The 20,768-nt window shown below is 71.8% G+C and carries 19 protein-coding genes; 2 read left to right on the forward strand and 17 right to left on the reverse strand.

From position 1 onward, the window contains the following. Positions 1-27: 27 nt before the first annotated feature. The 16 genes from ACFVWU_RS25025 to pgsA all read right to left on the reverse strand — a co-directional run bounded on the left by ACFVWU_RS25025 (position 28) and on the right by pgsA (position 16,122). Complete coding sequence (locus ACFVWU_RS25025) at positions 28-2,481, reverse strand: RelA/SpoT family protein (RefSeq protein ID WP_387624976.1); 2,454 nt, start codon at positions 2,479-2,481, stop codon at positions 28-30. Between the two features lie 172 nt (positions 2,482-2,653). Then, positions 2,654-3,205, reverse strand: a complete 552-nt coding sequence (locus ACFVWU_RS25030; protein ID WP_387624979.1) for an adenine phosphoribosyltransferase — start codon at positions 3,203-3,205, stop codon at positions 2,654-2,656. A 25-nt stretch (positions 3,206-3,230) separates the two neighbouring features. Beyond that, positions 3,231-4,328 (reverse strand): protein translocase subunit SecF, encoded by a 1,098-nt coding sequence (secF, locus tag ACFVWU_RS25035; protein ID WP_387624982.1) that lies wholly within the window; start codon positions 4,326-4,328, stop codon positions 3,231-3,233. Between the two features lie 4 nt (positions 4,329-4,332). After that, positions 4,333-6,192, reverse strand: a complete 1,860-nt coding sequence (gene secD / locus ACFVWU_RS25040) for a protein translocase subunit SecD (protein WP_387624984.1) — start codon at positions 6,190-6,192, stop codon at positions 4,333-4,335. A 147-nt stretch (positions 6,193-6,339) separates the two neighbouring features. Beyond that, positions 6,340-6,747 carry a preprotein translocase subunit YajC gene (yajC, locus tag ACFVWU_RS25045; protein WP_387624987.1) on the reverse strand — a complete coding sequence of 136 codons (408 nt, stop codon included), beginning with the start codon at positions 6,745-6,747 and terminating at the stop codon, positions 6,340-6,342. A 262-nt stretch (positions 6,748-7,009) separates the two neighbouring features. Then, complete coding sequence (ruvB, locus tag ACFVWU_RS25050) at positions 7,010-8,095, reverse strand: Holliday junction branch migration DNA helicase RuvB (protein WP_387624991.1); 1,086 nt, start codon at positions 8,093-8,095, stop codon at positions 7,010-7,012. A gap of 56 nt (positions 8,096-8,151) precedes the next feature. Next, positions 8,152-8,763, reverse strand: coding sequence for a Holliday junction branch migration protein RuvA (gene ruvA, locus ACFVWU_RS25055; RefSeq protein WP_387624993.1), 612 nt, complete (start codon positions 8,761-8,763; stop codon positions 8,152-8,154). Beyond that, positions 8,760-9,332 carry a crossover junction endodeoxyribonuclease RuvC gene (gene ruvC, locus ACFVWU_RS25060; protein WP_387625033.1) on the reverse strand — a complete coding sequence of 191 codons (573 nt, stop codon included), beginning with the start codon at positions 9,330-9,332 and terminating at the stop codon, positions 8,760-8,762. Before ruvC ends, ruvA begins: the two co-directional genes overlap by 4 nt. A 183-nt stretch (positions 9,333-9,515) precedes the next feature. Then, the gene (locus ACFVWU_RS25065; RefSeq protein ID WP_380612089.1) at positions 9,516-10,274 is read right to left on the reverse strand and encodes a YebC/PmpR family DNA-binding transcriptional regulator; all 759 of its coding nucleotides are present in this window, start codon (positions 10,272-10,274) and stop codon (positions 9,516-9,518) included. A gap of 90 nt (positions 10,275-10,364) precedes the next feature. Beyond that, positions 10,365-10,982, reverse strand: coding sequence for a pyridoxal 5'-phosphate synthase glutaminase subunit PdxT (gene pdxT, locus ACFVWU_RS25070; RefSeq protein ID WP_387624995.1), 618 nt, complete (start codon positions 10,980-10,982; stop codon positions 10,365-10,367). Positions 10,983-11,087: 105 nt separating this feature from the next. Continuing rightward, the gene (gene pdxS, locus ACFVWU_RS25075; RefSeq protein ID WP_380612087.1) at positions 11,088-11,999 is read right to left on the reverse strand and encodes a pyridoxal 5'-phosphate synthase lyase subunit PdxS; all 912 of its coding nucleotides are present in this window, start codon (positions 11,997-11,999) and stop codon (positions 11,088-11,090) included. A gap of 128 nt (positions 12,000-12,127) precedes the next feature. Further along, positions 12,128-12,673 carry a hypothetical protein gene (locus ACFVWU_RS25080; RefSeq protein ID WP_380612086.1) on the reverse strand — a complete coding sequence of 182 codons (546 nt, stop codon included), beginning with the start codon at positions 12,671-12,673 and terminating at the stop codon, positions 12,128-12,130. 29 nt (positions 12,674-12,702) lie between these two features. Further along, positions 12,703-13,068 (reverse strand): 5-carboxymethyl-2-hydroxymuconate Delta-isomerase, encoded by a 366-nt coding sequence (locus ACFVWU_RS25085; protein WP_387624998.1) that lies wholly within the window; start codon positions 13,066-13,068, stop codon positions 12,703-12,705. 141 nt (positions 13,069-13,209) lie between these two features. After that, positions 13,210-14,385, reverse strand: a complete 1,176-nt coding sequence (locus ACFVWU_RS25090; protein ID WP_387625035.1) for a glycosyltransferase family 4 protein — start codon at positions 14,383-14,385, stop codon at positions 13,210-13,212. Positions 14,386-14,495: 110 nt separating this feature from the next. Continuing rightward, entirely contained in the window at positions 14,496-15,458 is a 963-nt protein-coding gene (locus ACFVWU_RS25095) for a phosphatidylinositol mannoside acyltransferase (RefSeq protein WP_387625000.1), read from the reverse strand. Positions 15,459-15,474: 16 nt separating this feature from the next. Continuing rightward, positions 15,475-16,122, reverse strand: a complete 648-nt coding sequence (gene pgsA / locus ACFVWU_RS25100; protein WP_224278759.1) for a phosphatidylinositol phosphate synthase — start codon at positions 16,120-16,122, stop codon at positions 15,475-15,477. A gap of 254 nt (positions 16,123-16,376) precedes the next feature. Here pgsA and ACFVWU_RS25105 point away from each other — a divergent pair, with 254 nt between their 5' ends. Next, complete coding sequence (locus ACFVWU_RS25105; RefSeq protein WP_387625003.1) at positions 16,377-18,425, forward strand: elongation factor G-like protein EF-G2; 2,049 nt, start codon at positions 16,377-16,379, stop codon at positions 18,423-18,425. On the opposite strand, the gene ACFVWU_RS25110 is transcribed toward ACFVWU_RS25105, so the two are convergent. Beyond that, positions 18,413-18,862, reverse strand: coding sequence for a thiol-disulfide oxidoreductase DCC family protein (locus ACFVWU_RS25110; protein ID WP_387625005.1), 450 nt, complete (start codon positions 18,860-18,862; stop codon positions 18,413-18,415). The two genes, ACFVWU_RS25105 and ACFVWU_RS25110, sit on opposite strands and share 13 nt — an antisense overlap. 197 nt (positions 18,863-19,059) lie before the next feature. Between ACFVWU_RS25110 and ACFVWU_RS25115 the strand changes: the two genes are divergently transcribed. Continuing rightward, positions 19,060-20,706, forward strand: a complete 1,647-nt coding sequence (locus tag ACFVWU_RS25115) for a hypothetical protein (protein WP_387625007.1) — start codon at positions 19,060-19,062, stop codon at positions 20,704-20,706. Positions 20,707-20,768 lie beyond the last annotated feature (62 nt).

Consider the following 20,768-nt stretch of genomic DNA (forward strand, 5'->3'; position numbering starts at 1 on the left):
TCCCCGGGGGCCTTCCTCATGCCGTGGTCACTTGCGGGCGGAGGTGACGCGGTAGACGTCGTACACGCCCTCGACGCCGCGCACCGCCTTGAGCACGTGGCCCAGGTGCTTCGGGTCGCCCATCTCGAAGGTGAAGCGGCTCATCGCCACCCGGTCCCGGGAGGTCTGGACCGCCGCCGACAGGATGTTGACGTGCTGGTCGGAGAGCACCCGGGTGACGTCCGAGAGCAGCCGGGAGCGGTCCAGCGCCTCGACCTGGATGGCCACCAGGAAGACCGAGGACTGGGTGGCCGCCCACTCGACGTCGATCATCCGCTCGGGCTGCTGGCTCAGCGACTCGACGTTGACGCAGTCGGCGCGGTGCACCGAGACGCCGTTGCCGCGGGTGACGAAACCGACGATCGGGTCGCCCGGCACCGGGGTGCAGCAGCGGGACAGCTTGACCCAGACGTCCTCGACGCCCTTGACGATCACGCCCGGGTCGCCCTTGGCCCGGCGGCGGACGGCCCGGCGGGTGTCGTGGGTCGGGGTCGCGGTCTCGGCCAGGTCCTCGGTCGCGCCCTCCTCGCCGCCGAGCGCCTGGACCAGCTTCTGGACGATGTTCTGCGCGGCGACGTGCCCCTCGCCGATGGCGGCGTAGAGCGAGGAGATGTCGGGGTAGCGCATCTCGTGGGCCAGGGTGACCAGCGAGTCGCCGGTCAGGATCCGCTGGATCGGCAGGCCCTGCTTGCGCATCGCCCGGACGATCGCCTCCTTGCCGTGCTCGATGGCCTCCTCGCGGCGTTCCTTGGAGAACCAGGCGCGGATCTTGTTGCGGGCGCGCGGCGACTTGACGAAGCCCAGCCAGTCCCGGGACGGGCCGGCGTTCTCCGCCTTGGAGGTGAACACCTCGACGGTGTCGCCGTTCTCCAGCGTCGACTCCAGCGGCACCAGCCGTCCGTTGACCCGGGCCCCTATGGTCCGGTAGCCGACCTCGGTGTGCACCGCGAAGGCGAAGTCGACCGGGGTCGCCCCGGCGGGCAGGGCTATCACGTCACCCTTGGGGGTGAAGACGAAGACCTCGTTGCTGGCCAGGTCGAAGCGGAGCGACTCCAGGAACTCGCCCGGGTCGGCGGTCTCCTTCTGCCAGTCCAGCAGCTGCCGCAGCCAGGCCATCTCGTTGACGGCGCCGGCCTTGTCGTCCTTGCGGACCTGGGTCGGGGTGTCGGTGCGGACCTTGGAGGCCCCGGCGACCGCGCGCTGCTTGTACTTCCAGTGGGCGGCGATGCCGTACTCGGCCCGCCGGTGCATGTCGAAGGTGCGGATCTGGAGTTCGACGGGCTTGCCGCCGGGACCGATCACCGTGGTGTGCAGCGACTGGTACATGTTGAACTTGGGCATCGCGATGTAGTCCTTGAACCGCCCCGGCACCGGGTTCCACCGCGCGTGGATGGTGCCCAGCGCCGCGTAGCAGTCGCGGACGGTGTCGACCAGGACCCGGATGCCCACCAGGTCGTAGATCTCGGCGAAGTCCCGGCCCCGGACGATCATCTTCTGGTAGACCGAGTAGTAGTGCTTCGGCCGGCCGGTGACGGAGGCGGTGATCCGGGCGCCGCGCAGGTCCGCCTGGACCTGGTCGATGACGGTCGCCAGGTACTCGTCCCGCTTGGGCGCGCGCTCGGCGACCAGCCGGACGATCTCGTCGTACATCTTGGGGTAGAGGATCGCGAAGGCGAGGTCCTCCAGCTCCCACTTGATGGTGTTCATGCCCAGCCGGTGCGCCAGCGGGGCGTAGATCTCCAGCGTCTCGCGGGCCTTCTTCTCCTGCTTCTCCCGCTTGAGGTAGCGCATCGTGCGCATGTTGTGCAGGCGGTCGGCCAGCTTGATCACCAGGACCCGCGGGTCCTTGGCCATCGCCACGACCATCTTGCGGACGGTCTCGGCCTGGGCGGCCTCGCCGAACTTGACCCGGTCGAGCTTGGTGACGCCGTCGACCAGCAGGGCCACCGAGTCGCCGAAGTCCTTGCGCAGGGTCTCCAGGCCGTAGTCGGTGTCCTCGACGGTGTCGTGCAGCAGCCCGGCCATCAGCGTCGGGGCGTCCATGCCGAGCTCGGCGAGGATGGTCGCGACGGCCAGCGGGTGGGTGATGTACGGGTCGCCGCTCTTGCGCTTCTGCCCGCGGTGCCACTTCTCGGCGACGGCGTAGGCGCGCTCGATGTCGCGCAGCAGCGCCGGGTCGGCCTTGGGGTCGTTCGCCCGGATCGAGCGGAACAGCGGCTCCAGCACGGGGTTGAGCACGCTGGAGCGCTGGCCGCCGAGGCGGGCCAGGCGGGCGCGCATGCCGCCGCCGGTACCGGAGCCGCGGCCGAGCGGGGCGAGCTGGCGCGAGGAGGTGGGCGCCGGGCGTGCCGGGGTGGCCCCCGAGGGCGTGGGACGGTCTTCGGGGGCGGCCGCTGCGGCCGTGGGCACAACCTCGTCGGGCAAGGACACTCCTCGGGGCACCGGGGCCGACCCCCCGCCGAGGCCCGTGCGGTCCGGGCACAACCGGGAGGGGATGAATCTTCATGGTACCGAGCCGGGCGGCCCGGTGTTCATCCGGCCGGGCCCGTCAACGCAAGGACGGCGGTCGGATGATCCGACCGCCGTCCCTTCAGCCCGTCTCCGAGCCCGTCCCTCAGACCGTGACCAGCGTCTCCAGCGGGGCGCCGTTCAGGTGCCCGGCCAGCCGCTCACGGCCGTCCAGGAAGCCCAGCTCCATCAGCACCACGACACCCACCAGCTCGGCGCCGGCCTCCTTCACCAGGTCCAGCGAGGCGCCTATGGTGCCGCCGGTGGCCAGCACGTCGTCCACCACCAGCACCTTCTCACCCGGCTCGAAGGCGTCGCACTGCACCTCCAGCGTCGCCGAGCCGTACTCCAGCTCGTACGAGCGCCGGAACACCTCGCCGGGCAGCTTGCCCTGCTTGCGGATCGGCACGAAGCCCAGCCCGGCCGCGAAGGCCGCCGGGGCCGCCAGCACGAAGCCGCGCGCCTCCAGACCCACCACCTTGGTCGCCCCGAGCTCCTTCGCCCGGTCGGCCAGCGCCCGGGTCAGGGCGCCGAAGGCCTCGGCGTCGGCGAGCAGCGGTGCGATGTCCTTGAACAGCACACCCGGCTTCGGGTAGTCCGGGACGTCCCGTATCCGGCTGTTCAGCAGCTCGGCCAGGGTGATGTCGGCGGTGGTCACGGTGGTGTCCTTAGGGTCTGGGGAATCAGCGCTTGGTGGACGGACGGCCCTTGGGCCGCGCGGCACCGGCCGCCCGACCGCGCTGACCGACCATACCCGCGGGCTGGTCCCCGTCCGCACCCTCGTCCGTCGGCGCCGCGTCCGAGTCCGCGGCCTTGGCCGCCGCGGCCCGGTGCTGCAGGACCCGCTTGCGCAGGGCCTTCATCTCCGGCTGCTCCTCCTTGAGCTGCGCCAGCAGCGGGGTGGCGACGCAGATCGAGGAGTAGGCACCGGCCGCGAGGCCGATGAACAGCGCGAGCGAGATGTCGTTCAGGGTCCCGGCGCCCAGCAGGCCGCCGCCGATGAACAGCAGCGCGGCGACCGGCAGGAGCGCCACCACGGTGGTGTTGAGCGAACGCACCAGGGTCTGGTTGAGGCCGGCGTTGGCCGCCTCGCTGTAGGTGCGCTTGTTCTGCTTGGTGAGGTCCTTGGTGTTCTCCTTCACGGTGTCGAAGACGACGACCGTGTCGTAGAGCGAGTAACCGAGGATCGTCAGGAACCCGATCACCGTACCGGGGGTGACCTCGAAGCCCACTAGGGCGTACACACCGATGGTGATCAGCAGGTCGTGGATCAGGGCGACCAGGGCGGCCACCGCCATCCGCCACTCGAAGGCGATCGCCAGGTAGAGCGTCACCAGGACCATGAAGATGATCAGGCCGGTGAGCGCCTTGTTGGAGATCTGCTTGCCCCAGCTGGGGCCGATGACCTGGGCCTCGACGGTGTCCAGCGGCACGCCGATCTTCTCGGCGAGCTGCGAGCGGACCTCGTCGGAGCTCTTCGGCTCGTCGGTGCTGACCTGGATGCGGATCTTGTTGCCGTCGGTCGACTGCACCAGCGGGTGCGAGGAGACGACCTGGTCGGCCTTGTCCTGCGCCTGCGAGACGGTCAGACCCGGCTTGGTCACGGTGTAGACCGAGCCGCCCTTGAACTCGATGCCCAGGTGCAGGCCCATGGCCAGGCCGATCGCCGCGACCAGCACGATCACACCGGAGATCGAGTACCAGAGCTTACGGCGCCCGACGAAGTCGAAGCTGACCTCGCCCTGGTAGAGCCGGTGGCCCAGATTGGAGAAGCGTGACACGGTGTCAGGCCTCCTTCACGGCGGCAGAGGAGGAGCTACGGCGACGGCTGCTGCGCAGCGGCGGGCGGGCGCCCAGCCGCTTCGGGTCCAGGCCGGACCACGGGTGACCCTCGGCGAAGAACTTGCGCCGGGCCAGCAGCGTGATCAGCGGCTTGGTGAAGAGGAAGATCACCACGACGTCGAGCGCGGTGGTCAGACCCAGGGTGAAGGCGAAGCCCTGGACCTTGCCGACCGAGACCACGTAGAGCACGGCGGCACAGAGGAAGGACACGAAGTCCGAGACCAGGATGGTGCGTCGGGCACGCGGCCAGGCCCGCTGGACCGCCGGGCGCAGCGGGGCGCCCTCGCGGACCTCGTCGCGGATGCGCTCGAAGTACACGATGAAGGAGTCGGCGGTGATGCCGATCGCGACGATCGCACCGCAGACCGCCGGCAGGTTCAGCGCGAATCCGATCCCGCCGCCGAGCAGGCTCATGAGCGAGTAGGTCAGGGCCGCCGAGACGACCAGACCGGAGATCGAGACCAGGCCCAGGCCGCGGTAGTAGATCAGCGAGTACGCGACGACCAGCAGCATGCCGATCGCACCGGCGACCAGACCGGCCTTGAGCTGGTCACTGCCCAGCGCCGGGGAGACGGTGGTGATGTCGCTCTTGGTGAACTCCAGCGGCAGGGCGCCGTAGCTCAGCACGTTGGAGAGGTCCTGCGCCTCGGCCTGGGAGAACTGTCCGGTGATGACCGCGCTACCGCCCGGGATCGGACCGTTGACCTGCGGGTGCGAGACCACCTGGTTGTCCAGCACGATGGCGAACTGGTTGGCCGGCGGGGTCTGGGTGGCCAGCTGGCCGGTGACCTTGGAGAAGGCGTCGGTGCCGGCGCCGTTGAACTGCAGCTGGACCTGCCAGCCGCCGCCGGTCTGGGTGTCGAGGCCCGCCTGGGCCTTGGAGATGTCCGCGCCCTTCACGGCCGCGGGGCCGAGGGCCAGCTTCTCGTAGTAGCCGTGCTCGGCCTTCTGGGAGCAGGCCACCATGGCCTTGTCCTCGGCGCCGGTCTGGGCGGCGCGGACCTCGGGCTTGGAGCAGTCGAGCTTCGCGAAGGCGTCGGCCAGCTCCGGCGGGACGGTGCCCTGGGTCATCGCGGCGCTCAGGTCGGCGGCGCTCGGCGCGGTGGGCTGGGCGCTCGGGGCGCCGCTGGCGGCCGGGGCCGCCGAGCCGGTGGCGGCGGCGGAGGGAGCGGCGCTCGCGCCGGTGGCGGCGGCCGACGGGCTGGCGCCCTCGGCGGCCAGGGCCTCACCGACGGCGCGGCCCTGCTTGGTGGCGCTCGCCGAGGCGGTCGGCGCGTGGCTGGCGGAGGAGCTCGCGCCCGCCGAGGCCGAGGCGGTGGCCGACGGGGTGGCGCTGCCCGAGGGGGCGGCGCTCGGGCTGCCGGTCGCGCCGGCGGACGGGGTGCCGGTGGGCGCGGGCGGGGTGACGCCGCTGGGCGCCACGGCCAGGACCGGACGGAAGAACAGCTTCGCGGTGGTACCGACCTGGTCCGCCGCGTTCTGCCGGTCGCCGCCCTTGGGGATGTTCACGATGATCGTGTCCGAGCCCTGGGTCTGGACCTCCGCCTCGGAGACACCCATTCCGTTGACCCGGCGCTCGATGATCCCGACGGCGATGTCCATGTTGGACTTGTTGACCGCCTTGGGGTCGGTCGACTTCGCCGTCAGCGTGATGCTGGTGCCACCGGCGAGGTCGATTCCGAGCCGGGGCTTGGTGTTGCCCGTCCCGAACATGAGGGCGACCAGTCCGACGGTGACGACCAGGATGAGGGCCAGCGCCCGCCCTGGGTAGCCGTCGCGCGGGCGCGACTTGGGTGTTGCCACCTTGCTCGTTTCTCCCTGTCCATGCCACCTCCCCGGCCGGACCCCCGTCCGGCTCGTGGCGGGACGGGGGCATGGCGGTTCTGCGGCCCTGAGGTCCTGTGGGCTCGCGGCACTGCGCCGCGCGGCCGGGCGGGTTGCCCGGCCGTACTACTTGCTCGCGGGAGCCCCGCCCTCGGCATCGCCCTTCTCGGCGCTGTCCTTGGTGAGCGACAGCGCCTTGTCCTCGACCGGCGCGGCGTCCGCGTCCTCGGCCTCGGGCTCGGGCAGCTCGTCATCGCCGGGGCGACCGTTGATGATCGCGTCGTACTCCTGGGGGTCCAGGACGGCCGCGATGGCGCTCTTGGTGAAGTGGGTGACCACGCCGGGAGCGATCTCCAGCTCGACGGTCTCGTCGTTGACCGCCTTCACCTGGGCGTACAGGCCGCCGATGGTGCGCACCCCCGCCCCGGGCTCCAGCGAGGTCTGCATCTGCTGCATCTGCGACTGGCGCTTCTTCTGCGACCGGAACATGAGCACGATCGCGATGATCGGGAGGAGAAGGATGATGAGGTTCACTGCAGCCAGGGTCCTTTACGGGCCGCCGGCCGGCGGCCTGTGTGGTATGGGTCGGCCCGTCAGGTGAGAGGGGCGGTCCGGCGGAGTCTAGGCGACCCCGAACTGATCGGACAACGCCAAGCATCGCATCCTGCCGCCGAAAGTGGCGACCCTCGGCCTGCACAGTTTCCACGGACTTCTCCCCTGGCTCCTCCCCGCCCTGCGGCGTCTGGCCGGGCGCCGGGAACCGGTGGACACCTCTCACCCGTTCAGCCCATGCCGGTCAACTTCCGTCCGCCGGGAACAGCTCCGGCTGGGCGGTCGCCGCACCGCGGGTGGTCCGGACCGGCGCGGTCTGTACCGGTGGGGTCAGGCCGAGGTGCTGCCAGGCGGCGGCGGTGGCGATCCGCCCGCGCGGGGTGCGGGCGAGCAGGCCCTCGCGGACCAGGAAGGGCTCGGCCACCTCCTCGACCGTCTCGGCCTCCTCCCCCACGGCGACCGCGAGTGTCGACAAACCGACCGGCCCGCCGCCGAACAGCCGCAGCAGTGCGTCCAGCACCGCGCGGTCCAGCCGGTCCAGGCCGCGGGCGTCCACCTCGTAGACGTCCAGCGCCTGGGCGGCGATCTCGGCGCTGACCTGGCCGTCGTGCCGCACCTGGGCGTAGTCGCGGACCCGGCGCAGCAGCCGGTTGGCGATGCGCGGGGTGCCGCGCGAGCGCCCGGCGATCTCGGCCGCGCCGGCCGGGTCTATCTCGACGTCCAGCAGGGCTGCCGAGCGGTGCACCACCCGCTGCAGCTCGTTCGGGGCGTAGAACTCCATGTGCCCGGTGAAGCCGAAGCGGTCGCGCAGCGGGGGCGGCAGTAGCCCGGCCCGGGTGGTGGCGCCGACCAGGGTGAAGGGCGGCAGCTCCAGCGGGATGGCGGTGGCGCCCGGGCCCTTGCCGACGATCACGTCGACCCGGAAGTCCTCCATCGCCATGTAGAGCATCTCCTCGGCCGGCCGGGACATCCGGTGGATCTCGTCGAGGAAGAGCACCTCGCCCTCGGTGAGCGAGGAGAGGATCGCCGCGAGGTCCCCCGCGTGCTGGATGGCCGGGCCGGAGGTGATCCGGATCGGGGCGCCCAGCTCAGCGGCGATGATCATGGACAGGGTGGTCTTGCCGAGCCCCGGAGGCCCGCTCAGCAGCACGTGGTCGGGCGCGCTGCCGCGCTTGCGGGCGGCCTGGAGCACCAGGGACAGCTGCTCACGCACCCGCTCCTGGCCGATGAACTCCTCCAGCAGCTTGGGGCGCAGCGCCGCCTCCACCGCCTGGTCCTCGCCGTCGGCGGCGGCCGTGACCAGCCGGTCCGCAGGTTCCGAGTCGTACATCCTCGCGGGCTCCAAAGTCTCCGTTGTCGACAAACAGACAGATCGTCAGGGGGGATTCAGCGGGCGCGGTTGAGGCCGCGCAGCGCCAGCCGGAGCAGGGCGCCCACGTCCGGCGTCTGCTGCGCCTCCGCCTCCGGGGTGACGGCCGCCACTGCCTCGTCCGCCTCACGCGGGGCGTAGCCCAGGCCGGTCAGCGCGGAGTGCAGCTGCTCGCTCCACGACGCCGGGCCGGCGGCGATCGGCTTCTGGGCGGGCACCGCGCCGTGCGGCGCGCCCAGCTTGTCCTTGTACTCCAGCAGCAGCTTGGCCGCCTTCGCCTTGCCGATGCCCGGCACGGCGACCAGCGCCTTCTCGTCCCCGCCCGCGACCGCGGCGCGCAGCGCGTCCGGACTGTGCACGCCGAGGATCGCCTGGGCCAGCTTGGGGCCGACGCCCGGCGCGGCCTGCAGGATCTCGAACACCGAGCGCTCGTCGTCGTCCGCGAAGCCGAACAGGGTGAGCGAGTCCTCCCGGACCACCAGCGAGGTCGCCAGCCGGGCCGGCTCGCCCAGCCGCAGGCCGGCCAGGGTGTTCGGGGTGCACTGCACGGCCATGCCGACCCCGCCGACCTCGACCACCGCGACGCCGGAGGAGATGGCCGCCACGGGGCCCTGGACGAAGGCGATCACCGAAGCCTGCCTTTCACAGAAGTAGAGGGGGCTTTCAGAGGCATGGAGCGCGAGGTGGAGCGGGCGGCGTTGACCGCGGCCTCCAGGCGGTTGGTCGCCCCGCCGCGCCAGATGTGGCAGATGGCCAGCGCCAGCGCGTCGGCCGCGTCGGCGGGCTTGGGCGGGGCGTCCAGCCGCAGCAGCCGCTGCACCATGGCCGTGACCTGCGCCTTGTCCGCCCGGCCCGAGCCGGTGACGGCGGCCTTGACCTCACTGGGGGTGTGCAGGGTGACGGGGATGCCGCGCCGGGTGGCGCAGAGCATCGCGACCGCGCTGGCCTGGGCCGTCCCCATCACGGTCCGGACGTTGTGCTGGGCGAAGACCCGCTCGACGGCCACCAGATCGGGCCGGTGCTCGTCCAGCCAGCCCTCGATCCCCTGCTCGACCAGCAGCAGCCGCTGCCCGATCCCGGCCTCGGCGGGCGTGCGCACCACGCCCACCCCGACCATCCGCAGCGGCCGGCCCGGCGCGCCCTCGACCACACCGACCCCGCACCTGGTCAGCCCCGGGTCCACACCCAGCACCCGCACGTCACGCCCCGCCTCTCCGCTGTTCGCCACTCGCCTCCCCGGTTCGCGGCTCGCGGCGAGTGACCTTCGCGAAGGCTACCGTCCGGGTCCGACAACCCCGCCGACGACACCGGCCCGGCGGTCCTGGGACCACCGGGCCGGGCAGTGAGAACGATCACTCGTCATCGATCGAGCGATGCCGTGTTACTCGGCGTCGAGCTGCGCGCCGACCTCGTCGGAGATGTCGAAGTTGGCGAAGACGTTCTGCACGTCGTCGCTGTCCTCGAGCGCGTCGATCAGCTTGAGGATCTTGCGGGCGCCGTCGACGTCCAGCTCGACCTGCATGCTCGGGAGGAAGTTGGCCTCGGCCGAGTCGTAGTCGACGCCGGCGTCGACCAGCGCGGTGCGCACGTCGACCATCTTGGAGGCCTCGGAGACGATCTCGAAGGAGTCGCCGAGGTCGTTGATCTCCTCCGGGTCCTGGTCGAGGACGATCTCGAACAGCTTGTCCTCGTCCACGCCGTCGGCCTTGGGGACGATCACGACACCCTTGCGGGTGAACAGGTACGAGACCGAACCCGGGTCGGCCATCGAACCGCCGTTGCGGGTCATCGCCACGCGCACATCGGAGGCGGCGCGGTTGCGGTTGTCGGTGAGGCACTCGATCAGGACGGCGACACCGTTCGGGCCGTAGCCCTCGTACATGATGGTCTGGTAGTCGGCACCGCCGGCCTCCAGACCGCCACCGCGCTTGACGGCGCGGTTGATGTTGTCGATCGGGACCGAGCTCTTCTTCGCCTTCTGGATGGCGTCGTAGAGGGTCGGGTTGCCCGCCGGGTCGGGACCGCCGGTGCGCGCCGCCACCTCGATGTTCTTGATCATCTTGGCGAAGAGCTTGCCGCGCTTGGCGTCGATCACGGCCTTCTTGTGCTTGGTGGTAGCCCACTTAGAGTGGCCGGACATCGCCAGCTCCTTTACGTCGCCAAATGGAAATGAAACAGATGAGATCTTACCGGTGTCGTCACCGGTGAGGCGCACACGGCTACGGGTGCCCTACCGAGCGGCGAGGTGCTCCTCGACCATCCGCACGAAGTAGGCGTGCACGCGGTGGTCGCCGGTGAGCTCCGGGTGGAAGGAGGTGGCCAGCAGGTTGCCCTGGCGCACGGCCACGATCCGGGCCTCCGGACCGTCCGCGGCGGGCAGCTCGGCCAGCACCTCGACACCCGCGCCGACCGCCTCGACCCAGGGGGCGCGGATGAAGACTCCGTGCACCGGCGCGTCGTCCAGGCCCTTGAAGGCGATCCCGGACTCGAAGGACTCATTCTGGCGGCCGAAGGCGTTGCGGCGCACCGTCATGTCGATGCCGCCGACGGTTTCCTGGTCCTCCCGGCCGTCGAGGATCTTGTCGGCCAGCATGATCATGCCCGCGCAGGTGCCGTACACCGGCATCCCGGCGGCGACCCGCTCGCGCACCGGGTCCATCACGCCGAACAGCAGCGCCAGCTTGGACATGGTGGTGGACTCCCCGCCGGGGATCACCAGCGCGTCGACCTCGGCCAGCTCCTCGGCACGGCGCACCGGACGGGCGAGCGCGTCGGCCTCGGCCAGCGCCACCAGGTGCTCGCGGACGTCGCCCTGCAGGGCGAGGACGCCGATGACTGGAGTGCTCACGGTCTTCAACCTCAATCGATCGTTACTACGGAAATACGCGGCACGGCCCGCCGCGCGCCGGGGCGCCGCGGCGGGCCTGAGCCGATCTACGGGCGGGAGGGGCGATTACCAGCCGCGGTTGGCGTAGCGCTCGGTCTCCGGCAGGGTGTCGCAGTTGATGCCGACCATGGCCTCGCCCAGGTTGCGGGAGGCGTCCGCGATGATCTTCGGGTCGTCATAGAAGGTGGTGGCCTTCACGATGGCGGCGGCGCGCTTGGCCGGGTCGCCCGACTTGAAGATGCCGGAGCCGACGAAGACGCCCTCGGCGCCCAGCTGGCGCATCAGCGCGGCGTCGGCCGGGGTGGCCACGCCACCGGCGGAGAACAGCACCACCGGCAGCTTGCCGAGCTCGGCGACCTCCTTGACCAGCTCGTACGGGGCGCGCAGCTCCTTGGCGGCGGCGTACAGCTCGTTGTGGTCCAGGGCGCGCAGCTGGCCGATCTCGTTCTTGATCTGGCGCAGGTGGCGGACGGCCTCGACGACGTTGCCGGTGCCGGCCTCGCCCTTCGAGCGGATCATGGCCGCGCCCTCGGCGATGCGGCGCAGGGCCTCGCCCAGGTTGGTGGCGCCGCAGACGAAGGGGGTGGTGAAGGCCCACTTGTCGGAGTGGTTGACCTCGTCGGCCGGGGTCAGCACCTCGGACTCGTCGATGTAGTCGACACCGAGCGACTGCAGGACCTGGGCCTCGACGAAGTGGCCGATGCGGGACTTGGCCATCACCGGGATGGAGACCGCGTTGATGATCTCCTCGATCATGTTCGGGTCGGACATGCGGGCCACGCCGCCGTCCTTGCGGATGTCGGCCGGAACCCGCTCCAGAGCCATGACGGCCACCGCGCCGGCGTCCTCGGCGATCTTCGCCTGCTCGGCGTTGACCACGTCCATGATCACACCGCCCTTGAGCTGCTCGGCCATGCCGCGCTTGACCCGGGCGGTACCGATCTGCGGCTGGTCTGCGGTGGTGGGGGTGGTGGACACGTGAGACCTCACTCGAAGATGAACCAGTGCTATCGCCCTATGGTAGGCGGAACGGGTGGCCCCTCCATGTGCCACCCAGTCCAGCCCGGACGACGGGATGCGACAAACGGGCCGTATCCGGGGACAGCCTAAGCAGGTGCCCCCTCGGGCGTGAGCGCGGGCGGCGGGGCGTCGTCCATCTCGAAGGCCAGCGGGAACGGCGCCTTCCCCGCCAGCCGGAAGTAGCGCACCAGCCGGTGCTCACGCACCGCCCGCGCCGCCCGCACCGCATCGTTGTGGAACCGGCGGGCCATCGGCACCCGGCGCACCGCGGCCGTCAGATCACGAACGGCGTCCTCGCCGCCCGGCTCGGCCATCAGCGCCGCCACCTGCTCCGGCTCCTCGAACACCGCCCGCAGCGCCAGGCTCAGCTGGCTCTCCGCCACCTCGCGCTGCTCGTCGTCGGCCTGCCGCGCCGCGTGCGCCGCGTCCAACAGCAACAGCGAGGCCGCCGGGTCCAGCAGCGAGGACGTCGCCAGCTCCATCGCCACCGAGGCCCGACGGACCAGCTGCGCGTCCAGCGCCGCCCGCGCGGCGTCGATCCGGGCATGCAGCCGGTCCAAGCGCCCGGCCGTCCAACTCAGGTACATGCCGAACAGCACCACGGCCACGCCGGCCCAGATCCAGGTAGTCACGGGCCGCTACGTTACCGGGTGTCACCGGCTCACCCCTGGGCGGTCGCGCTGCGGTAGCTCTCCCGGTCGATGTCCACGATGTTCACGGCGGTGAACAGCCGCACCCCGGGCTTCGGCTTCACGTGCTCGGCCAGCAGCGCCAGGACGCCCTCGCTCAGCGCCGCCTTCGCCTCCGGCGTGCGACCCGGGAAGATCTGGAACTCGACGAAGACCTGCCCGTCGTGCGGGATCCTGGACGTCCCCACGACGAGCAGCTCGCTCTGGCGGAACACCGTCTTGCACGACCCCGGCTTCGCGTCGATGGTCTCCTCCGCGAGCCGGTTGATCGCCACACCGAGCGACACCCGGTCGAAGCCGGCCAGGCCGGCGGAGTAGTCGACGGAGATCTGCGGCATCGTTGCCCCCATGAATCGCGGTGGTGCGGTCGCCCGACCCTAACGCCACGAACATCCGGCCGCCCCGCGGGCCCACCACCACCGACCGGCCCGCCGATCAGTCCCCGGCGCTCGTACCTCGCTGGTCGCTTCTCCCTCTCGTCACCGGCGCGCCCTTCGGCTCGGGGCGGAGCGCACGTCCTCCTCGACCACCGCCGCCTCCCCGGCCGTCACGGTCTCGTACACCGCCAGGATGTCCGCGCCCACCGTCGACCAGTCGAACCGCCGCACGTGCCGCGAGGCCGCCTTGCGCAGCTCCTCCAGCCGCGCCGGGTCGCCCAGCAGCCGCAGCGCCGTACGGGCCAGCGCGTCCGCGTCCTCCACCGGGAACAGCTCCCCGGCGTCCCCGCCGTCCAGCACCTGCTTGAACGCGTCCAGGTCGCTGGCCAGCACCGGCGCGCCCGCCGACATCGCCTCGACCAGGATGATCCCGAAGCTCTCCCCGCCGGTGTTCGGCGCCACGTACAGGTCCACGCTGCGCAGCAGCCGGGCCTTCTCCCGGTCGGACACCATCCCGAGGAACTCCACCTGCTCGCGGACCTCGGGCGCCAGGCCGGCGACGGCCTCCTCCTCGTCCCCCTTGCCCGCGACCAGCAGCCGCACCCCGGGCCGCTCGGCCAGGATCCTCGGCAGCGCCGCCAGCAGCGTCGGCAGGCCCTTGCGCGGCTCGTTGATCCGGCCGATGAAGCCGATCGTGCCCGGCTCCCCCGCGGCCGCGTTGCCCGTCCAGCGCCCGTCCGGCTCGGCGTCCGCGAAGAAGCCGACGTCCACGCCGTTCGGGATCACCACCGCGTCCCCGCCCAGGTGCTCCACCAGGGTGCGCCGGGCGTACTCCGACACCGCGATCCGGGCCCGCATCTTCTCCAGGCCCGGTTGCAGGATCGGCGAGGCCGCGATCATCGCCCGGGAGCGCGGGTTCGAGGTGTGGAAGGTGCCCACCATCGGCCCGGTGGCCGACCAGGCGGCCAGCATCGACAGGCTCGGCGAGGCCGGCTCGTGCACGTGCAGGATGTCGAAGCGGCCCTCGCGCAGCCACCGCCGCACCCGCGCCGCCGACAGGATGCCGAAGCTCAGCCGCGCCACCGACCCGTTGTAGGGCACCGCCACCGCCCGCCCGGCCGAGACCACGTACGGCGGCAGCGCCTCGTCGTCCTCGGCCGGCGCCAGCACCGACACCTGGTGGCCCAGCCGGATCAGGTGCTCGGCCAGGTCCCGGATGTGGAACTGCACCCCACCGGGGACGTCCCAGTCGTACGGGCAGACGATGCCGATCTTCACGGGTTCCTCAAGCTCCTTCGGACAGGTCGTACGGGGCGGGCTCAGGACCCGGACGATGCCGATCTTCACGGGTTCCTCAAGCTCCTTCGGACAGGTCGTACGGGGCGGGCTCAGGACCCGGAGGCCTCGGCCGCGGGCTCCGGCGCCGCCTCCGCGCGCACCGCGGGCGACCCCTTCACCGTCTCACGGACCGGCAGGTCGGCCAGCCAGAGCTTCTGCAGCATGTGCCAGTCCTGCGGGTACTCCCGGATGCCCCGCTCCCACACGTCCGCCATCGCCTGGGTCATCGCCAGGGTCCGCGCCCTGCGGTCGCCCTCCTCGGGCGCCACGACCTCGGCGTGGATCCGCCCCCGCAGCACCGGACCGTCGTACCAGAGCGTCACCGGCAGCAGCGCCGCCCCGGTCCGCTGGCACAGCGCCGCCGGCCCGGCCGGCATCCGGGTCGCCTCCCCGAAGAAGGACACCTCGATGCCCGCCTCCGAGAGATCCCGGTCCCCCACCAGGCAGACCAGCCGGCCCTCGCGCAGCCGCCGCGCCAGCGTGCCGATCACGTTCATGCCGCTGCCGGTCAGCGCCAGGACCTCCATGCCCTGGCCCTCCCGGAACGCGACGAACCGGTCGAACAGCCGCTCCGGCTTCAGCCGCTCGGCGACGGTGGTGAACGGGTAGCCCTGCTGCGCCACCCAGGTGCCCGCCAGGTCCCAGTTGCCCATGTGCGGCAGGGCTATCACCGCGCCCCGCCCGGCCTCCAGCGCCCCCCGCAGGTTCTCGAAGCCCTCCACCTGGACGTCCCGGGCGACCCTGGCCCGGCTCCACACCGGCAGCCGGAAGGACTCCATCCAGTACCGCAGGTACGAGCGCATCCCGGCCCGCGACAGTGACCGCAGCGCGGCCTCGTCCAGCCCCGGACGGACCCGGCGCAGGTTGGCCTCCAGCTGGAGCACCCGCTTGCCGCGCCGCCACCACGCGTAGTCCGCCAGCCGGTCGAACAGGCCCCGCGCCACCGGCTCCGGCAGGTGCTTCAGCACCCCCCACCCCAGCGCGTACGCCCAGTACACCAGTCGGTCCGTCACCGCAGGACGCCCCCCATCAGCTCCCGGCCGCCGCTCGGTCGGCCTCGAACGCCTCCCGGCGCACGGTCAGCATCCGCTGGAACACCGTCACCAGGCTGCCCGCCGCCACCAGCCACAGCGCCACCGGCAGCAGCCACTCCACGTACGGCACCCCGAACTTGTGCAGACCCGCGACCCCGGCCGCCACCAGGCTGGCCACCAGCCGCTCGGCCCGCTCCACCAGCCCCGACACGTCGCACGGCAGGCCCTGGCTCTCCGCCCGCGCCTTGGTGTACGACACCACCAGGCCGCTGGCCAGGCAGAAGATCGCCACCGCGCACAGCAGGTTGTTGTCACCCTTGCCCGCGTACCACATCGCCAGACCGCCGAAGATCGCCGCGTCCGCGACCCGGTCCAGCGTGGAGTCCAGGAACGCCCCCCACTTGGTGCTCCGACCCAGCTGACGGGCCATGTTCCCGTCCACCAGGTCCGAGAAGATGAACAGCGTGATCGTGATGGTGCCCCAGAAGAACTCCCCTCGCGGGAAGAACACCAGCGCACCGGCCACCGAACCGGCGGTACCGATCAGCGTCACGGCGTCCGGGCTCACGCCCAGACGGATCAGGAACGCGGCGAACGGGGTCAGAACACGTGTGAAGAAGGCACGCGCGTATTTGTTGAGCATGGCCTTCCCAGCCGCTCCGATCTCCCAGGTACCCGCCTGGCGCAGCGCGCGCAGCAGACGGCCGGACGAATGAGTCCGCCCGGCGCACCCATCGTAGCCACGCCGGGGACACGCTCAGGCGCACGCACCGCCGGACGGCACACCGGCCACGGCCCATACACGGACGGTCACCGATGGCCCGCACGACACGCGCCACCGCGTCACCCGACCCTAGACTGCCAAAGACAGCCTCGGCGCTACGGGAGGAGACCCCGATGCCCGACCGCAGCACGGCACGAGCCGGTCAGGCGCCCGCCGTCACCGGCCCCCGGGACCTGCGCAACGTCGTCCTCATCGGCTCCAGCGGTGTGGGCAAGACCACCCTCGCCGAATCCCTCGCCCTCGCCGCCGGCGCCACCGGGCGGGCCGGACGCGTCACCGACGGCACCACCGTCTCCGATTACGAGGAGATCGAGCACCAGCAGCAGCGCTCCGTCCAGCTCTCGCTGCTCCCGCTCGAATGGAAGGGCGTCAAGATCAACCTGATCGACCCGCCCGGCCACCCCGACTTCGCCGCCGACCTGCGGGCCGCCCTGCACGCCGCCGACGCCGCCGTCTTCGTCGTCTCCGCCACCGACCCGGTCACCGCCCCCACCCGCGCGCTCTGGCGCGAGTGCGCCGCCGAAGGCATCCCGCGCGCCATCGCCGTCGCCAAACTCGACCTCGCCCGCACCGGCTTCGACGACATCCTCACCACCTGCCACGACGCCTTCGGGCTCGGCCCGGACACCCTGCGCCCACTCTTCCTGCCCGTCCTCCACAACGGACACCCCGACGGCAGCGTGGACCTGCTCACCGGCGACACCTACGGCGACGCCGCCCCGCTCCCCGACACCGGCCCCGCCCACGACAGCCTCGTCGAGGCCATCTCCGGCCAGGACGACGCCCTCATGGAGCGCTACCTCTCCGGCGACACCCTCGACACCGACTCCCTCGAAGCCGGCCTGCGCCGCGAAGTCCTCGCCTGCAGCCTCCACCCCGCCGTCCCCACCAGCGAGAACGGCCTGGGCGCCGCCGAACTCCTCGACCTGATCGCCCACACCTTCCCCGACCCCACCGAACGCACCCGCCCCGCCCCCGACTGCGACCCCGACGCCCAGCTCGCCGCCCAGGTCGTCCGCGTCACCGGCGACGCCTATGTCGGCCGGATCAGCCTGGTGCGCGTGTACGCAGGCACCCTGCGCCCCGACACCAGGATCCACCTGGTCGGCCCCGCCCACACCGCCGACCAGAACGGCGACGAGCGCGTCACCGGCCTCACCAGCCCGTTCGGCAAACTCCAGCGGCCCGTCCCGCACGCCATCGCGGGCGACCTCGTCTGCGCCGCCAAACTCACCACCGCCCGGGCCGGCGACACCGTCCACGAGCCCGGCCACCCCGTCGAACTCGACGGCTGGACCCTCCCCGAACCCCTGCTGCCCATCGCCGTCGAGGCGCACAGCAAGGCCGACGACGACAAGCTCTCCCAGGCCCTCACCCGGCTCACCGCCGAGGACCCGGCCCTACGCCTGGAACAGAACCCCGACACCCACCAGCTGGTCCTCTGGTGCACCGGCGAGGCCCACGCCGAGGTCGTCCTCGACCGGCTGCGCACCCGCCACGGCGTCCACGTCGACACCGTCGAGCCCAAGGTCGCCCTGCGCGAGACCTTCGGCACCGCCGCCGCCGGCCACGGCCGCCTGGTCAAGCAGTCCGGCGGCCACGGCCAGTACGCCATCTGCGACCTGGAGGTCGAACCCCTGCCGGCCGGCTCCGGCTTCGAGTTCCAGGAACACGTCGTCGGCGGCGCCGTCCCCAAGCACTTCATCCCCTCCGTCGAGAAGGGCATCCGCGCCCAACTCGCCAAGGGCGTCGCCACCGGCCATCCGCTCGTCGACGTCCGGGTCACCCTCACCGACGGCAAGGCGCACTCCGTCGACTCCTCCGACGCCTCCTTCCAGAACGCCGCCGCCCTCGCCCTGCGCGACGCCGCCGAGCACGCCGTCATCCGGCTGCTCGAACCCGTCGCCGCCGTCAGCGTCCTGCTGCCCGACGAGTACCTCGGCGCCGTCCTCGGCGACCTCTCCGCCCGCCGCGGCCGGGTCCTCGGCACGGAGACGGGCGGGCCGAACCTCACCCTGCTGCGCGCCGAGGTCCCCGAACTCGAACTCGCCCGCTACCCGGTCGACCTGCGCTCACTCACCCACGGCACCGCCGAGTTCTCCCGCGCCTACCTGCGCCACGAACCCATGCCCACCGCCCTGGCCGAGCGCTACACCGACTGAGCGGCCCCGGTACGCCGCGGCAGCGCGCACGCCGCCGTACCCCCCGGCATCCGGTGCCGGTTGCGCGACACCCAGCGGTACGCCAGGGCCGCCACCGGCCGCACCGGCGCGAGGGCCAACACCGCCCCCAGGTACGCCCACGCGCCCCCGGAGCGCATCAACAGCCGCGCCACCGCCTGCGCGCCCCCGTACACCCGGCCCGCCGGCGTCACCCACAGCACCTCGCGCTCGGCCCGCTCGGCCGACACCTCGCCCAGGCCACCCGCGAGCGCGTCCAGCTCCGACAGCTCCGCGAACTGGAACGGCACCGCCTCCCAGCCCCCTGAGGCCAGCGTCTGCCGCAGGTACGTCTCCCCCCACCGGACGCAGGACGAGCAGAACGCGCAGTCCCCGTCGAAAACCAGCACCGGATCCTTCACAACAGCCCCCTTCGTCATGCCTTCGCCCTCCATCCTCCTCCACCCCGACACGGCCGGTTCAGGTGGGTATCGACCGGGCCGAAGCTGGGCATCATGCCTCTCAGGCCGGTGCGGCTCGATCGTGACGGTTCGTGACGGTACTTCAGACGATCATCCGCGCGGGGGTGCCACGGCACGGTAACCTGCCGCTGACAAGGGGAGGAGGGGACGCCACCGTGACCACACTCGACATGACCCCGGGTGCGCAGATACCCCGGACCGACGCCGGCCCGCAGACCGCCGTCACCCAGGCGCTCTCCTCAGCCGCCTACCGGGACGGCGAGATCGGCAAGTTCGTCGAGGACGTCACCGACGCCAAGGAGAAGAAGGGCCGATTCGCCCTCTTCCGCCCCAACCTCGGCGAGGCCTTCAGCAGGGCCCTGATCTCCCGCGCCCTCGGCGGCGACCGCAAGCCCCTCGTCCCCTCCTTCGGCGTCGACACCCGGCAGGTCGTCGAACACTGCCTGGCCGCGGAGGAGCTGCGCAACGCCCGCGACCGGCAGCTCAGCACCGTCACCGTCGTCACCGGCCTGCTCTTCCTGCCCGGCACCCTGATCTGGCTCGGCGCCTTCCAACTGCGCGCCTGGCTCAAGCGGGACAACACCCGCGGCGCCGACGTCTACGGCGGCCTCGCCCTGATCGCGGCCGCCGCCCTCGCGGTCCTGCTCGCGGTGCGTCCCCCGGCCGCCGGCGTCCTGGGCGTCTACCTGCGGATCACCATGCTCGCCCCGGTGATCGGCTGGTACCTGGCCCGCCGGATCGTCGAGCGCTTCGCCAAGGACCTGCGCGCCCGCTGGCAGGACCTGGTCGAGGGCAGCGCGGTCGCCGCCACCGTGGCCAAGGCCGTCCCCCGCGACGACCTGGACAAGAAGGCCAACGACCTGCGCGACAAGCTCGGCCGCCTGGACGCCGAGCAGGAGACCAACGTCCACCACTACGCCGGGCCGAAGGGCATCCTCGGCGCCGGCCGCCGCTGGGGCGAGTGGCGCCTGGCCGACACCCTGCACCCCGCCGAGGGCCACGCCGACTTCCGCGCCTTCCACCCCTGGGACCTGGTCCGCCGGATCTCCGCCCACCTCAAGGGCCTCGGCGTCAGCCACGTCGCCAACAGCGGCATCCCCAACGTCAACATCAAGCAGTGGGTGGTCTTCGACATCAGCGAGGGCGCCGACGAGATCAGCCGCCCCGGCAACGCCGACATGGACGGCGACCGGATGCGCGACTTCGCCGTGCAGAGCATCGCCGACAAGCAGACCTTCCCCGGCGGCCCCCGGCACTACCTGGCCACCCAGTTCATCACCCACGACGGCAAGCTGGTCATCACCTTCACCGTCACGGTGACCCTGCTGGCCAACGTGCTGAACATCTCGGTGGCCGGCTACGCGCTCGGCCCGGTCAAGGGCGTCTTCTTCGACAAGCCGAAGGACAAGGAGAAGACGATCGCCAAGACGGTGAAGTTCTGGGAGGAGCGCACCGTCAAGCTCCCCCTGATCGACAACGACGAGGTGGTCCGCCAGGCCGTCCGCGCCCCCTTCCACCGGATGCCGGGCCTGCTCGGCTGGCTCGGCGGCGGCCTCGGCCTGCCCGAGCCCTTCGGACTGCGGCACTCCTGGGTCGCCACCGCCTGGAACAACCGCTCCATGGTCGACAACGCGCTCAACGCGTCCGTCCCGGTGCTCAACGCGGTGCACACCGCGACGCTGGAGTTCCTCCAGGAGCACGACCTGGACGCGGACCGCTTCTTCAAGAACCGCACCTCGATCATCAAGTCCGAGGCACAGGGCAGCCGCCCGTACAAGGTCGACGAGTTCAACGCCGGCTGATCCGGGCGTACGAAAGGGGGCCTGCCACCGAACTCCTCGGTGGCAGGCCCCCTTTCGTACGT

It is taken from the genome of Kitasatospora sp. NPDC058190 (assembly GCF_042883685.1).
In the GTDB taxonomy this organism is placed as follows: domain Bacteria; phylum Actinomycetota; class Actinomycetes; order Streptomycetales; family Streptomycetaceae; genus Kitasatospora.